The following is a 13,631-nucleotide window of genomic DNA, read 5'->3' as shown; positions in this document are numbered from 1 at the left end:
ACACATCTGTCTAGTTTTGCACGGCGCGCGTGTGACTTGAGTCTTGATGCGTGCTGTCCGCAACCCTGGGGGGAACGTGTCGAATCTGAATCGTCGGTCATTTCTGGGCGCAACTGCAGTTGCCGGCCTGGCCGCAGTCGCGGGTACCGGGGTGGCCCGGGCAGGGGTCAGAACTCGCATTCCGCTCACCCGGGAAGACCATCGGGTGGTCGTGATCGGCTCCGGATTCGGCGGTGGCGTCGCAGCGTTGCGGCTGGCCGAGGCCGGCATTCCCGTTTTGGTGCTCGAGCGCGGAAGACGTTGGCCCACAGGGCCGAATGCAGATACCTTCCCCAATGCGACCGCGCCGGACAAGAGGATGCTGTGGTACGGCTCCAGCCCCAACCTGTTCGGTAGGCCGGTTCCGTTCGATCCGTACGTCGGACTGCTCGAGGCCGTTCCCGGAGACAACATGACCGCGCTGTGCGCCGCGGGTGTGGGCGGTGGATCCCTGATCTATCAGGGGATGAGCTTGCAGCCGTCGCGGGCGGTGTTCGAGGCACACTTTCCGGCCGAGCTCGACTGGACGAGGTTGAACGCAGTCCACTACCCCCGCGTCGCGCGAATGCTGCAGCTCGCGCAGGCCCCCGATGAGTTGATCGACACTCCCAATTACCGAGCGGCGCGGGTGTTTGCGGACAATGCGCGTCGGGCGGGACTGCCGGTGTCGAAGATTCCGATGCCGATCGATTGGAACTACGCCCTCGACGAGACGCGCGGGGTGATGACGCCGTCGTACACCAACGGGACCGGTGCCTTTGGAGTGAACAACGGCGGCAAGCATTCTGTCGACGTCACCTACATCGCAGCCGCCGAGGCGACCGGCCTGGCCACCGTGGCGACGCAGCACCACGTCACGCATGTCGAGCGCGCCGCCGACGGCCGCTGGATCGTCCACGTGGACCGAATCGATTCCGACGGAACGGTGTTGGAGAACAAGATTCTCACCACCGGTGCGCTGATCATGGCCGCGGGAAGCCTGAACACCACCAAGATGCTCGTTCGCGCGAGCGCCACCGGGGCCGTTCCCGATCTGCCGGACCAGCTGGGTCAGGGCTGGGGCACCAACGCCGATCGCATCTACGTGTGGTCCAGCATCGAGCAGAATTTCGGTACGCCGCAGGGTGGTCCGGTGGTGTTCGGCAGCTTGAACTGGGACGACCCGCGCACTGCCCACACCGTCATCCAGGCATCGATACCGCCACTGTCCTTCGATGCCCGCAGCACCATGCTCGTCGGATACGGAGTCAGCGACGGGCGTGGCCACTTCGGCTACGACTCGGCGCGAGATCAGGCCCAGCTACATTGGCCGGCCAACGGCGACTCCGTCATTCAGGACGGGTCCATCGATCCGACGGTTCGCCGGATCGCCGGGACCGGCAGCATTCTCACCGACACCAATGCGCTGTTCCCGTCCACCTGGCATCCGTTGGGCGGGGCCAACATCGGCCCGGTGTGCGACCTCGACGGCCGCGTTCACGGCCAACGCGGACTGTACGTTCTCGACGGTGCGCTGATGCCCGGAAACACCGCGGCCTGCAACCCGTCCATGACCATCGCTGCGCTCGCTGAACGAGCTCTGGACAACATCGTCGCCCGCGACCTCGGCACCGTCATCTGACACCCGGAAGAAAGAGACCATGCACCCGTATCGCGCCATGCGCTTTCGACTGATCGCCGACCGCTGGCGATGGCGGGCGATGCGAGAGTTCCTTCGGCGCAACCGCATCGATGCCGCTCTGAGCGTCGAGCAACGGGTGAACGACTATCTCGCCGTTGCCGACGCCTTCGGCCTCACCTGGCCACGAGACGAGACGCGTCTGCACGCGCTCCTTCTCGGTTTCGGAGAGTCCGATCCCTCGGCGGTGAGCGGATCGATCAGAGAGAATGCAGCGTCGATGACGCTCTGCTCGGTCGTACCCTTGCGGGCCCGTGCTACCGATTAGGGACGCCTCTCACCGGCGACACGCGTCGCGTCGCATCCGGGCTGTCATCGACTCGGGTGGCCCGACGATCGTGTTTCAGCCGATCGTTCGCGCGCTCGACGGCGCGATCGAGGGATACGAGGCTCTGTCGCGTTTTCCGGACGGCGGAGGCACAACCGAGAGCTGGTTTGCCGAATCCGTGCACTGTGGACTCGGGGCAGCGCTCGACACGTCTGCTGTCATGAATGCGCTGAAGGAGTCCGCTCAGCTTCCGCGCGGATCGTTTCTCGCCGTCAATCTCTGTGCCGCAACACTAGTGGCCGACTTCGGGTTGGTGGGCCACCTCGTGGAATTCGGACAACGACGGCACCTGATCGTGGAGATCACCGAGCACGCCACCATCGACTACGAGGTGGGGGTGCTGGCGGCATTGGCGGAGCTCAGACGCGGCGGCGTCGACATCGCCGTCGACGATGTGGGCTCGGGCTATGCGGGTCTGCGGCGACTGGTGCTGCTCGAACCCGACGTCATCAAGCTCGACGCGTTCGTTGTGCACGAGATGGGCACCAACCCGACCAAAACAGCGGTGGCCGAACTCATCCTGGAGTTTGCACGAAAGACCCATGCTCGCTGTGTGTTCGAGGGTATCGAGACAGGCGACGATCTCCACGCCGCAACATCGATCGGAGCCGATCTGCTGCAGGGCTATCGGCTGGGTCGCCCTGCAGCGGTGGATCGGTTCACTACAGACTGAGGCCCCCGAGGTGCTCGGCAAGAAAGCTCTCCACCTCACGGTAGTAGCGAATACTGTTCTCCGGATTGACGAATCCGTGGCCCTCGTCGTCGAACACGAGGTAGTCGACGTCGACGCCACGCGACCTCAGGCGCTCGACGACATTGTCCGATTCTGCCTTGACGACCCGAGGATCGTTGGCACCCTGCGCAATCAGCAGAGGCGCGCGTATCGCGTCGAGCTTCGAGATCGGTGACCGTGCCAGCATGTCGGCCAGCTGATCGGAATCGGCGGGGTCGCCGACGAAGCGGTGCCAGCTGTTGATGATTCCCGGACCGATGAAGGCCGGTTGGGTCCGCATGAAGTTCGACAGGTCCGAGATGCCGACGCAGTCGATCGCCGCGGCAAACGTGTCGGGAGTGAACGACGCGCCCACCAGCGCCGCATAGCCGCCGTAGGAACCACCCATGATCGCCACTCGCTCGTGGTCGGCGTACCCAGCCTCGATCGCCCAGTCCACCGCATCGATCAGATCGTCGTGCATCGCGCCCGCAAATTCACCGACCCCGGCGTTCGTGTGCGCTGTGCCGTATCCAACCGATCCGCGAAAGTTGACCTGCAACACCGCATACCCGCGATTCGCCAACATCTGCGCGATGGGATCGAATTTCCACGAATCCCGATACCAGGGACCGCCGTGCACCACCAGAACCATCGGTAGACCCTTGGGTTCCACGCCCACCGGAAGCGTGAGATACGACGGCAGAGTCAGACCGTCACGCGCCCGAATGTTCACCGCCACCATCGGGGCCATGTTCTCGGGATCCAGATGTGGATAGGGGCGCAACAGTTGGCGACTCGATCCGGTGGCGTGATCGTAGTAGTAGGTGACGGACGGGTCGCGGTCGTGGACGAAGCTGACGATCCACTTCTGACCGGTGTCATCGGAGGACAGTGCTCCGATGTCACCGTCGGACAGTTGCTCGAGATTCTTCAGGATTTCCGCGAAACCCGGTTCCAGTGCATGGATCACCTGGCGTTCGCCGAGGTAGCGAACACCGATGAGCTCGCCGGTTGCACTGTCGCAGATCAGCGGTGGCGAGGTCTGCTCGACGGCTCGTCGCGCACCGTCGAGTTCGAGTGTCGGGTGACTGTCGACGACGGTCTCCTCGCCGGTTTCGAGGTCGAGGCGGATCAGATAGGCCAAGTCGCGCCCTCGGTTGGAACCGAGCCACATGCCGGTACCGTCCGCGGTGATCTGCATCGGACTGATGCCCAGCGGGTAGTCGGTGCCGTCGAACGACGCCACCGTGGTTTCTGCGCCGGATTCGTCCAACCGCGTGATGTCGATGGTGCCGGCCGTGGTCATCGCGGTGGCGAACACCTGGCCGTCGGTACCGAGCATCGGATACCGGCCGACGCCGGGGCTCTGCCGGATCATCGTCAGTTCACCTGTGGCGATCTCGATTTCGTACAGGTCGAACTCGGCGAGGGTCCTGGCGTTGATCAGGACGGTGTACACCCCGGCCCTGCCCCGCACGGGTTCGATGGCCACCGCGCGGGAACCGGGGAACGGCGTCAGATCGACTGCCGCGGCATCGGGATCCTCCAGGTCGACGCGGAACACGTGGTGGTTCTCGTCACCGCCGGTGTCCTGCAGATACAGCAGCCAGCGGGGGTCGTCCGTCCACTGAAAATCGTGCACACTGCGCGTCTCGTCCGCGGTGACGCAGCGTGGCTCGCTGCCGGGCGACAGGTCCTCGATCCACACGTTCAGACGGTTCTTCCACGGCGCGAGAAACGCCATCCTGCTGCCGTCCGGTGAAATCGTGGCACCGGAGCGAACAGGTGGGCCGAAGAAGTCCTCGACCGAGATCAGTGGGGGTGCAGTCATGATTCGTCCTTTCGTTCGGCTGCTACAGAGCGCAGCGGGCGTCGGCCGGTGGGGATTGGAGGTCGACGAGGTAGTTCGCGACGATGGCGTTGACGCAGGGGCTCGTTGCACCGAACGCCACGGTGTGTTGTTCGCCGTCGACGGTGAGCAGCGAGCCGCCCAAGGTATTCGCCAGGTTGACGCCTCCCTCGTACGGGGTGGACGGGTCGCCGGTCACCGAGATGGTCAGGGTGTCGGGGAGTCCGTCGACGTCGGTGGCGTACGGGATGTCGAGAGTCGGCTCTGCAGGCCAGAATTCGCAGGGGTCGCGTGCGCCCTCCGGTCCGAGGCCTGCGTCGGTGAACGGTGCTATCTCTTGGATCTGCCTCTTGAGGTCCACTTCTTGTTCTGCGGTGTTGCGCTGCTCGTCCATGCAGTTGATCGCGTACAGCGCCTCGGGGAAGTTCGGGAAGGTGCCGTCGGCGTCCCGTCCGCCGAAGATGTCGTTGACCTTCAGAAGCGTATCGGCCTGTCCTGCTTGCAGTTCGGCGATTCCCTCGGTGATGACGGGCCATGCCGTGGAGTCGTAGAGCCCAGCGATCACGGCACCGTACGCGGCGTCGAAGTCCATGATGCGGCCATCGCCGGTGACGATCGGTTTGTCGATCAGCGGTCTGACGATCTGCTGGAAATTCTCGACAGCCTGGCTCGGATCGGTGCCCAGCGGGCAGTCCGGGGCGCTCGCGCATGCCGCCGCCATGTCGTCGAATGCTTTCTGGAAGTTGGTGTATTGATAGATCCTGCGTTCTGCGGTGCCCTGCCCCGGATCTATTCCGCCGTCGAGAACCATCGCGCGTACGTTCTCGGGGAACATCTCCGCGTAGACCGCACCGAGGCGTGTCCCGTAGCTCTGACCGAGGTAGCTCAGGGTGTCATCGCCGAGCACGGCCCGGAGAATGTCCATGTCGCGGGCAGCGTCGCGGGTGCCGACGTGTTCGAGCACGTCGTCGCCCCCCGATCGTTCGGAGCACTGGCTCACCAGCTGCCGTGCACCGTCCTCGGTGAGGGTCCTCGAGCCGGTGAGGACCGTGGTGTAGGCCTGTCCTGCCTCGTACTCCTCATCGGTGAAGCAGTCGATGGCCGGGGTGGACGCACCGACGCCGCGGGGATCGAATCCGATCAGATCGAATTTTTCGGTCAGCGGGCTCTGCGCCCACGTCGCCGTCGCACCTGACGCCGCCATGCTCATTCCAGGCCCGCCCGGTCCGCCGGAGTTGAGCAGGAGCGAGCCCACTTTCTCGCCTCGGGCGGGTGCTTTCAGCAACGCGATCTGCGCCGTGCGCCCATCCGGGTTCTCGTAGTCGAGTGGCACGTCCACGCGGGCGCATTCGAAACTGGGATCGCTGGCGAACAGTTGCTCGTCGGTTGTGGTGGTGCCGTAGCCTTCACACGGCTCGAATGCCACGCTCTGGTCGTAGAACTGCTGCAGATCGGCCGACGGCTCGGAGTCTGCGTCCGGTTCCGGCGGCGACTGGCTGCAGGCACCGAGCAGCAGCATCGACGCTGACGCTGCAGCGAAGAGTTTCGCTCTCCTGTTGGCGAATAGGGGCATGGTCGGTCGACTCCTGTCGAATTGCGTTGTGATGACGTTCTATTCGGGATCGGTGGCGTTGAGTGCCGCCACCTGTCGCAGCACCTCGCGTTGGGCGGGGTTGTACAGGTCTTCCACGGCGACGGAGAGTGCGCGAGTCACCCGTTGTCTGTCGCCGTCGGTGTCGGCGAACAATGCCGGGAAACGAGCCGCCAGCTGACGAACATGCGGGGCCATTCGTTCCGCCAGATCCCTGGTGGTGGCGCTGTCGGCGTCGGCCGGGAGGTCGTCGAACTCCGGGTCTGTGGGCAGCTGCGGAGTGGACCGAAGTAGGTCGCAGTAGGCGTCGAGGGCCGTCGGGCTCAGTACCGTGCTGGCGAAGGTGATGAATTGTCGGTCTGCTGTTGTCAGATGTGCTGCAGCGGAGCCGAGTTCGGGTGGCAGATCGGTCGGAAGGGATTCATGGAGAAGCATCGCGATTTCCAACCGTGCTCGCTGCAGACGCTCGATCGTTGCGCCGAGTTCGGCATCCAGGGTGCGCAGCGCCTGTTCCGGATGGTCGCGCCCATCACCCTGAGCGGCGATGTCGGCCAACGAGAATCCCAGGTCGGTCAGGCGTTTGATCTGCATCAGCCGTACGAGATGTGTGACGCCGTACTGCTTGTAGCCGTTCGAGGCACGCTCGGGCTCATCGAGTAGTCCGACATCGTGGTAGTGCCGCACCGACTTCAGGGTGGTGCCGGCGAGATCGGCTATCTGCCGAGTGCTCCAGCCCATGTCGCTCTCCTCCGTTTCGATCAGGTCGGAATCAGTGTCGACTGTGACCTAACGGCATAGTCAAGGGCCATTTCTCTTTACGCGGGGTTCGAGTGAACCAATTGCGCTGTCGAGCGACGGAACGCCCAGACGGTGACGAGCACTGCCAGCGCGAGCAACGGGGTGCCCATTGCGATCCGGGCAAACGCGAGCCAACCCGTGGCGTCGGTGTCGTACAACCAGTCCTGAACGATGTAGCGGGCGCCGAACAACACGGCGAATGTCGACGTCGCGATGTAGTGGGCGCGGATGACCGAGTGATTGGATCGCCAGGCGTACTCGTTGCCGTGCAGCGCATTCCACAGCACTCCGGTCAACGGTCGTCGGGCGAGTATCGAGGCCAGCATCATCGCTGCTCCGGCCAGGCTCAGCCAGATGCCGATGAGGAAGTAGCCGCCTGCCGACCCTGTCCAGGCGGCGATACCGCCTGCGACGACGACGCCCAGTAGTCCGCCACTGGCCTGCGCGATCGGCTCGCCTCGCTTGACCCTGAGAACAGTGATCACGAGCGCGATGGCGATCGCGACGCCTACGGCGATAGGAAGGGACACCAGGGCATTGGCGGTGACGAATGCCACGACCGGAATGGCGGTGTAGATCATTCCACTGGTTCCGCCGAGGCTGTCGAGCAGAAGCTGTGTGGCATTGACCTTTTCAGTGGTCTTGCGACCGGGAACTGTCTGCGTCTCATTGTTGTCGTCCGATGTCGATTCCGGCGTGTTCATGGTGCCCTCCTCGTCGCTGCTTCGGTTCGCTCTTGCTTCCCCTACTGTCGTCTCGGCGACCGGGGCACAACAGTGCACACAAACATCGAATCGGATTACAACATCATCGGCCGGCCATGACGGATGTCATGTTCTGGCAGTGTGAAGACCAGGTGGGTGGCCCTCACGTTCGAGCACACCACGCTCCACTCGCCGCCCCGAACCGGGGGATTTCACGCTTCGGGCTTCTGCAGTGGAGCACCATTCGCACTACGCAGTTCAGACCTGGGTAACCATTTTCACGTGCGGGATTCCCGCTTCCAGGTATTGCTCTCCCACTCGAGTGAATCCGAAACGCCCGTACCAGTTTTCGAGGTGCGCTTGCGCGGAGATTTCGACCACCCCGGGGTATGCCGCCAGCGCGGCCTCGACGAGGGTGCCGGCATAACCGCGTCCACGACCCGCAGTCGCGGTGGCGACGCGGCCGATGTGGACCGTATCGTCGACGAGGACGCGGAGGGTGGCCAGCACCTCGCCGCTCTCGTCCTGGATCCAGAACAACTCCGTTGTCGGAAGTAGGTCCGCACCATCGAGTTCGGGCTCGTCGACGATCTTCTGTTCGTGGACGAAGACCGCGACCCGAAGCGCCATGATGCGGTACAGGGTGCTCGGGTCTACGCCCGTAAGCGGAGCATGGTGGAGGGCGAGCATGAGGTCCGTTTCGTCAGGGGAGTAGAACGATCCTCGCACGGTGAACACACTGGATCACTGTTGCGGGTTGTGTTCCTCGCGCAGTTTGCGTCCCTGCTCGACGGCCTGCGCATCCTTCTCGTCGTTCTTGTCCGATACCCGTGTGTCTCGCGGCGGCAGTTGGAGTCGCTTCTCGGCGACGATTCCCGCCTGGAGCTGACGACCACGTTCGAGTTCGGAATCGAGTTCGGCTCCGAACAGCAAGGCCAAGTTGGTGATCCAGAGCCAGAGCAGGAACACGATGGCACCGGCGAGTGAGCCGTAGGTCTTGTTGTAACTGGAGAAGTTCGCGACGTAGAAGCCGAATGCGACGGTCGCCAGTATCCACACGATGATGCCCACCGCGGCACCGGAACTGATCCACTTGAACTTGGGCTGCTGCACATTCGGCGTCGCGTAGTACAGAATCGCGACGGCGAGCACCACGACGATCAGGACCAGTGGCCAGCGAGCGATGTTCCAGATCGTCAGTGCGGTGTCGCCGAGTCCGACGGCGTCACCCACAGCCTTGGCCAGGGGCCCGCTGATCGCCAGCATGACGGCGGCCAGGGCAATGAGCACCAGAGCGATGAGCGTCACCAGGAGCATCACCGGGCGCAGCTTCCAGATGGGCCTGCCCTCGTCCACCTCGTACATGCGGTTCATCGCGCGGCCGAATGCGCCGACGTAGCCGGACGCGGACCACAGCGCACCGGCGATGCCGACGATCAATGCAAAGCCCGCGGTGGGTGCCTGCACCAGCTGTTCGATCGGTTCACGCAGGGTGTCGACCGCCGATTGGGGTCCGAGATCGCCGACGATCTGCAGTACGCCGTCGACCGTTGCCTGTCCCTGCCCGAACACACCCAACAACGAGACGATGGCCAGAATCGCGGGGAACAGGGACAGTACGGCGTAGTAGGTCAGCGCGGCTGCCAGGTCGGTGCACTGATCCCGAGAGAATTCACGAGCCGTCTTCTTCAGTACGTAGATCCACGAGGGTTTGGTCAGATCGGCAGGTGAGTCTGCCTTGCGGGGATCGTCGGGGTCGGCTTCGGTGGGTGCGGGATCGGTTGCTTGGTCGGCCATCAGGAGCGCATACCCGGCTACTGTCGATGAAAACAGAGTCGGCTACTTCGCGAGTCGACGCAGCGCCACCTGTGCTGCGTTGTAGCCGCCCATTCCGTGTACTCCTCCGCCCGGAGGTGTTGCCGCAGAACAGATGTAGACCCCGTCGATGCCGGTCCAGTACGGGTTGACGCTCACGCGCGGGCGCAAGGCCACCTGGCCCGGATCGTTGGATCCGGTGACGATGTCGCCGCCCACGTAGTTGGGGTTGTACTTGGGCATCTGAGTGGTCGAGCGGACTGCCCGCGCCACGATGCATTTCCGAACCCCCGGCGCGAATCGTTCGATCTGATCGATGATCGCCTCGCTGGCGTCGCCGGTGTATCCGTTGGGGACGTGGGCGTAGGTCCAGATCGGGTGGATGTTGCCCTGCGAGCGGGTGGGGTCGGCCAAGTATTGCTGGCCGAGCAGTACGAACGGCTTTCGTGGCATGACGCCTCGGTGCACATCACGCTCCGCGGCGGCGACCTCCTCGAAAGTTCCTCCGAGATGGACGGTTCCGGCGCGTCGGGCACTGTCGTTGGTCCAGGGAATGCCGTCCTCGACAGCGAGATCGAGCTTGAACGCTCCGGGTCCGTAGCGCCACCGACGGTAGGGTCGTACTACTCGCCGGGGGAGGGCGTCGCCTGCGATATCGGCGACTGCGGTGGGTGAGAGGTCGAGCATCACGATGTCGCTCGTCGGAATCTGTTGCAGTCGAGTCACTCTGACGCCGGTCTCGACCTTCCCGCCGTGTTCGGTGAGGATCGACACGAGCGCATCGCTGATTGCGCGTGAGCCACCTTCGGCCACCGGCCACCCGTACTTGTGACCGGCCGCGATCATCATGACTCCGACGGCGGAGGTGGTCGGCCGAGTCAGTGGATACAGCGCGTGGGCCGCGACACCGGAGAACAATGCGCGCGCCTCGGGTGTACGAAACCGGCGGGCGGTCAGCGTCGCCGGTGCCAGGGCGTTGAGGCCGAACTTGGTCAACGTGATCGGGTGCCGCGGAACATGCAGCAGGGGCCGGAAGAAGTCGGTCGTCAGGTCGTCGAAGCGATCCGACAGTGGCCCGAAGAACCGTTGCCAGGCTGCGCCGTCGACCCCGAGTCCGGCAGCGGTCTCGGTGATCGACCGAAACAGCACCCCGGCGCTGCCGTTGTCGAGGGGTTGCACCGCGTCGATCTCCGGATACTTCCATGTCAGTCCGTGGGGCTGGAGATCGAGGCTGTTGAAGAACGGTGACGCCGCGCCCACCGGGTGCACGGCCGAGCAGTCGTCGTGCAGCACTCCCGGCAGGGTCAGCTCGGAGGTTCGGGTGCCGCCGCCGACCGTGTCGGCCATCTCGAGGACCGTCACCTCGACGCCTGCCTTCGCCAGCGTCACCGCAGCCGCGAGACCGTTGGGACCCGATCCGACGACGGTCGCCGTGGTCACGGTCGATCCACCGCGTCGGTGACGGTGCGGTGGCTCTGAGTTCCTCGGTACATCGGCTGACCTTCGATCATCGGGGTGGGACCAAGAGGTGAACCCTCTCGACCAAGCTCAGTGCGGTGTCGGCATCCCCGCCTTCGAACACCGCAGTGTGTATTCCGCGCATGGCGCCCGTGAGCAAATGGGCGGCAGCGAGTACGTCTGTGTCGCTGTCGATTTGGTGTGCGTCTGCGGCGGCGCGGAGCAACTGGGAGATCGCGACGACGAAACTGTCGTGCCACCGTTCTGCCGAACCCTCGGATTTCGGTACTCCCAGATTCCGGAACAGGACGTGTGTTCGCGGGGAGTCGTAGATGCTCTCTGCCGCGATGCGAAGAAACGTCTGCAGCTGCTCGAGTGGGGTGCCCGGCCAGGTGGCGGCGACCGATTTCTCGTGGATGCGGTCTATCAACACTGTGGCGGCGTCGTCGACAGCGGCTTGGAAGAGCACGCGCTTGGTGGGGAAGTGGTGGAATGCGGTTCTCGGTGCGAGACCGCATCGGAGAGCGACACTTTCGATGGTGATGTCTGCGTAATCGGCGTCCCGCAGTAGGTCCTGGGTGGCCTCGATCAGTCGGGCCGCCGCGGGCCCGGGTTCGTCGGTGGTCGACGACCCGGCCCAGCGATAGAGCGTCGTGGTGTGGATGCCCAGCGAAGTCGCCACGGCGGCCGGGCTCTCGGAACCGCCGAAAGCCCGTGCGACCGCTTGCCGACGATCGGCGAGTGTGAATCTGGAGACCCTGGCCATGCTGGTGACACTACATTCCTCGTGAGGTGCCTGGACGGTGCTGAGTTCGGCCGGGATCTAGTGGAGCATCCGGGCGAGGACGGGCAGCAGAATTCGCGCGGGGACCAGACCGGCCGCGATTGCCTGAACGGTGTTCATCCGGCCCGAAACCACCTGCGGGCGAGACCGTCTGGCATCGAGCGTGCGCATGGCAGTGGCGACCACTTCGGTCGGTGTCTGGTAGCTGCCGGTTGCTGCGGCGGTGTCTCCGATGACATCGAAGAACTCGGTACGGGTGGGGCCCGGATTGAGTGCGAACACTCTGACTCCGTGCTGGGCCGACTCGAACCACAGCGACTGACTGAAACTGAGCACGAATGCTTTGGCGGCCGCATACACCGCCAGTGACGGGACGGGTTGGAACGCAGTGGTGCTGGCGACGTTGACGATGGTGCCGCTCGAGCGGGCGATCATGTCCGGCAGAAACGCCGAGCAGATGTCCACGACAGCCCGGATGTCGACGGCGATGAGGCGCTCGAAGTCGTCGGCGTCGCTGTCCACGAACGGTCCCTGCACGGCGAACCCTGCGTTGTTGACGACGAGATCGATCTGCTCGGGCACCACCTCACGGAGTCGGCGTCCGCTTGCTTCCTCGGACAGGTCCCAGGCCACTGTGCGGCAATGGATTTCGTGGTTCTGTTCGAGTTCCGTCGCCAGTGTGGTCAGCCGGTCCTCTCGTCGTGCGACGAGTACCAGATCGGAGCCGCGGGCGGCGAGCGCTCGGGCGAATTCTTCACCGATCCCCGAGCTTGCGCCGGTCACCAGCGAGCGGCCCGGCCGGTAGCGGGACCGTCGGAGATTCATCGGCTCGCCCCGAGGGGAATGCCCCCGAGCTCAGCGGCCGAACGCCGTGCGAACTGCTCGTACGACGTCGGTGTGTGTCCGAGCAGAGTCGGCAGAACCGTCAGGTCTCCGGCGGGGAGCCCGTAACCGTCGTAGTGGGTCATCATCGTGCGGTATGCCTGGCGTGCATCGGCCGGCCAGTTCTTCATGTCACGGGGGTTGGACGCAGCCTTGGCACCGCGAACGAGGTGGCCGATGGAGTTCAGCTTCGTCGATTGCACGGCATGCCCGACGACCGAGGCCAGTGCAGGCAGCACGTTCAACGAGTTCGTCAACGACGAGGGCGGGATCCGAATGGCGGTGACGCGGTGGCCGAGCACATCAGACCAGATCTCTGCCATCTCGTGTCGGGTGAGTTCCACCGTGGACAGGTCGTAGACGCGATCGGTATGCGGCGTGGGGTCGACGAGGATGTTCGCGGCTGCTTCGGCGACGTCGGCAACATCGACGACACCCATGACGCTGTCCGGTGAAACCGGATACGGCATGACTCCGGCCTGCAGAAACTCCCACACTTCCAGATAGTTCTGCATGTAGTGGGACGGCCTGAGCACCGTGGTGGGAATTCCGCTGCTCCGCAGAATTCCTTCGGCGATGTCCTTCTGGTGGTGGTGCGTCAGTTGATGCAGGTTCGGATGAATCACGGAATGGAAAACGATGTGCTGCAGCCCGTTTGCCGGTCCGATTGCGATCAGATGATCGATGATCGGCCTCTCGTCGATGATCTGCGTCGGTGCCGCGTGGTAGAGGACGTCCGCCCCGGTGAGGGCGTTACGCAGCGTTTCTTCGGACCTTAGATCGCCTACGACGACCTCGACGGCTCCGTCCTGGCGGGTGGTCGCAGCTTGCGCCGCGTTCTTGACGACTGCTCGAACCGGCACGTTCTGCGTGGCGAGCTGTCGAACGAGCAAGCGGCCGACACCACCCGCGGCACTGGTCACTGTGATCATGGGGCCTCCTCGATGGCGGGCTCGGCGGACGCTGAGCGTGATTGCAAATACTGCACAA

At 64.3% G+C, this 13,631-nt stretch carries 13 protein-coding genes; 3 read left to right on the top strand and 10 right to left on the bottom strand.

Features of this window, described 5'->3' with window-relative positions:
- Positions 1 to 76: 76 nt before the first annotated feature.
- The 3 genes from CH256_RS25255 to CH256_RS25245 are packed head-to-tail and all read left to right on the top strand — an operon-like array spanning position 77 to position 2,718.
- Positions 77 to 1,660 carry a GMC oxidoreductase gene (locus CH256_RS25255; RefSeq protein ID WP_094671146.1) on the top strand — a complete coding sequence of 528 codons (1,584 nt, stop codon included), beginning with the start codon at positions 77 to 79 and terminating at the stop codon, positions 1,658 to 1,660.
- 19 nt (positions 1,661 to 1,679) lie between these two features.
- Complete coding sequence (locus CH256_RS25250) at positions 1,680 to 1,985, top strand: hypothetical protein (protein ID WP_094671144.1); 306 nt, start codon at positions 1,680 to 1,682, stop codon at positions 1,983 to 1,985.
- On the top strand, positions 1,972 to 2,718 hold the full coding sequence (locus CH256_RS25245) for an EAL domain-containing protein (RefSeq protein WP_094671142.1): 747 nt from the start codon (positions 1,972 to 1,974) through the stop codon (positions 2,716 to 2,718). Before CH256_RS25250 ends, CH256_RS25245 begins: the two co-directional genes overlap by 14 nt.
- Here the strand turns inward: CH256_RS25245 and CH256_RS25240 are convergent.
- The 10 genes from CH256_RS25240 to CH256_RS25195 all read right to left on the bottom strand — a co-directional run bounded on the left by CH256_RS25240 (position 2,708) and on the right by CH256_RS25195 (position 13,573).
- The gene (locus tag CH256_RS25240) at positions 2,708 to 4,591 is read right to left on the bottom strand and encodes a S9 family peptidase (protein ID WP_094671140.1); all 1,884 of its coding nucleotides are present in this window, start codon (positions 4,589 to 4,591) and stop codon (positions 2,708 to 2,710) included. The two genes, CH256_RS25245 and CH256_RS25240, sit on opposite strands and share 11 nt — an antisense overlap.
- Positions 4,592 to 4,613: 22 nt before the next feature.
- Complete coding sequence (locus tag CH256_RS25235; protein ID WP_068049353.1) at positions 4,614 to 6,182, bottom strand: alpha/beta hydrolase; 1,569 nt, start codon at positions 6,180 to 6,182, stop codon at positions 4,614 to 4,616.
- A 39-nt stretch (positions 6,183 to 6,221) separates the two neighbouring features.
- A complete protein-coding gene (locus tag CH256_RS25230; RefSeq protein WP_068049355.1) occupies positions 6,222 to 6,938 on the bottom strand; it encodes a MerR family transcriptional regulator in 717 nt (238 codons plus the stop codon).
- A 77-nt stretch (positions 6,939 to 7,015) separates the two neighbouring features.
- Positions 7,016 to 7,702 carry a DUF3159 domain-containing protein gene (locus CH256_RS25225; protein ID WP_094640642.1) on the bottom strand — a complete coding sequence of 229 codons (687 nt, stop codon included), beginning with the start codon at positions 7,700 to 7,702 and terminating at the stop codon, positions 7,016 to 7,018.
- 258 nt (positions 7,703 to 7,960) lie between these two features.
- Positions 7,961 to 8,392, bottom strand: coding sequence for a GNAT family N-acetyltransferase (locus CH256_RS25220; RefSeq protein ID WP_094671138.1), 432 nt, complete (start codon positions 8,390 to 8,392; stop codon positions 7,961 to 7,963).
- 54 nt (positions 8,393 to 8,446) lie between these two features.
- The gene (locus CH256_RS25215) at positions 8,447 to 9,499 is read right to left on the bottom strand and encodes a YihY/virulence factor BrkB family protein (protein WP_094671136.1); all 1,053 of its coding nucleotides are present in this window, start codon (positions 9,497 to 9,499) and stop codon (positions 8,447 to 8,449) included.
- Positions 9,500 to 9,541: 42 nt separating this feature from the next.
- Positions 9,542 to 10,957 carry a phytoene desaturase family protein gene (locus tag CH256_RS25210; protein WP_094671134.1) on the bottom strand — a complete coding sequence of 472 codons (1,416 nt, stop codon included), beginning with the start codon at positions 10,955 to 10,957 and terminating at the stop codon, positions 9,542 to 9,544.
- A 67-nt stretch (positions 10,958 to 11,024) separates the two neighbouring features.
- A complete protein-coding gene (locus tag CH256_RS25205; RefSeq protein ID WP_094640646.1) occupies positions 11,025 to 11,741 on the bottom strand; it encodes a TetR family transcriptional regulator in 717 nt (238 codons plus the stop codon).
- A gap of 57 nt (positions 11,742 to 11,798) precedes the next feature.
- On the bottom strand, positions 11,799 to 12,584 hold the full coding sequence (locus tag CH256_RS25200) for an SDR family NAD(P)-dependent oxidoreductase (RefSeq protein WP_094671132.1): 786 nt from the start codon (positions 12,582 to 12,584) through the stop codon (positions 11,799 to 11,801).
- Entirely contained in the window at positions 12,581 to 13,573 is a 993-nt protein-coding gene (locus tag CH256_RS25195; RefSeq protein WP_094671130.1) for an SDR family oxidoreductase, read from the bottom strand. The genes CH256_RS25200 and CH256_RS25195 overlap by 4 nt, the downstream gene beginning before the upstream one ends.
- Between the last annotated feature and the right edge of the window lie 58 nt (positions 13,574 to 13,631).

The organism is Rhodococcus sp. 05-2254-6, assembly GCF_002258565.1.
Lineage (GTDB): Bacteria > Actinomycetota > Actinomycetes > Mycobacteriales > Mycobacteriaceae > Rhodococcoides.
Note: the sequence above shows the minus strand (reverse complement) of the source record. Positions and strands in the feature narration are given on the sequence as shown.

Excerpts from the sequence above, each read along its gene's own strand:
- CH256_RS25250 (WP_094671144.1), top strand. The coding sequence starts at position 1,680 with ATGCACCCGTATCGCGCCATGCGCTTTCGACTGATCGCCGACCGCTGG.
- CH256_RS25240 (WP_094671140.1), bottom strand. The coding sequence starts at position 4,591 with ATGACTGCACCCCCACTGATCTCGGTCGAGGACTTCTTCGGCCCACCT.
- CH256_RS25235 (WP_068049353.1), bottom strand. The coding sequence starts at position 6,182 with ATGCCCCTATTCGCCAACAGGAGAGCGAAACTCTTCGCTGCAGCGTCA.
- CH256_RS25230 (WP_068049355.1), bottom strand. The coding sequence starts at position 6,938 with ATGGGCTGGAGCACTCGGCAGATAGCCGATCTCGCCGGCACCACCCTG.
- CH256_RS25225 (WP_094640642.1), bottom strand. The coding sequence starts at position 7,702 with ATGAACACGCCGGAATCGACATCGGACGACAACAATGAGACGCAGACA.
- CH256_RS25220 (WP_094671138.1), bottom strand. The coding sequence starts at position 8,392 with ATGCTCGCCCTCCACCATGCTCCGCTTACGGGCGTAGACCCGAGCACC.
- CH256_RS25215 (WP_094671136.1), bottom strand. The coding sequence starts at position 9,499 with ATGGCCGACCAAGCAACCGATCCCGCACCCACCGAAGCCGACCCCGAC.
- CH256_RS25205 (WP_094640646.1), bottom strand. The coding sequence starts at position 11,741 with ATGGCCAGGGTCTCCAGATTCACACTCGCCGATCGTCGGCAAGCGGTC.
- CH256_RS25200 (WP_094671132.1), bottom strand. The coding sequence starts at position 12,584 with ATGAATCTCCGACGGTCCCGCTACCGGCCGGGCCGCTCGCTGGTGACC.
- CH256_RS25195 (WP_094671130.1), bottom strand. The coding sequence starts at position 13,573 with ATGATCACAGTGACCAGTGCCGCGGGTGGTGTCGGCCGCTTGCTCGTT.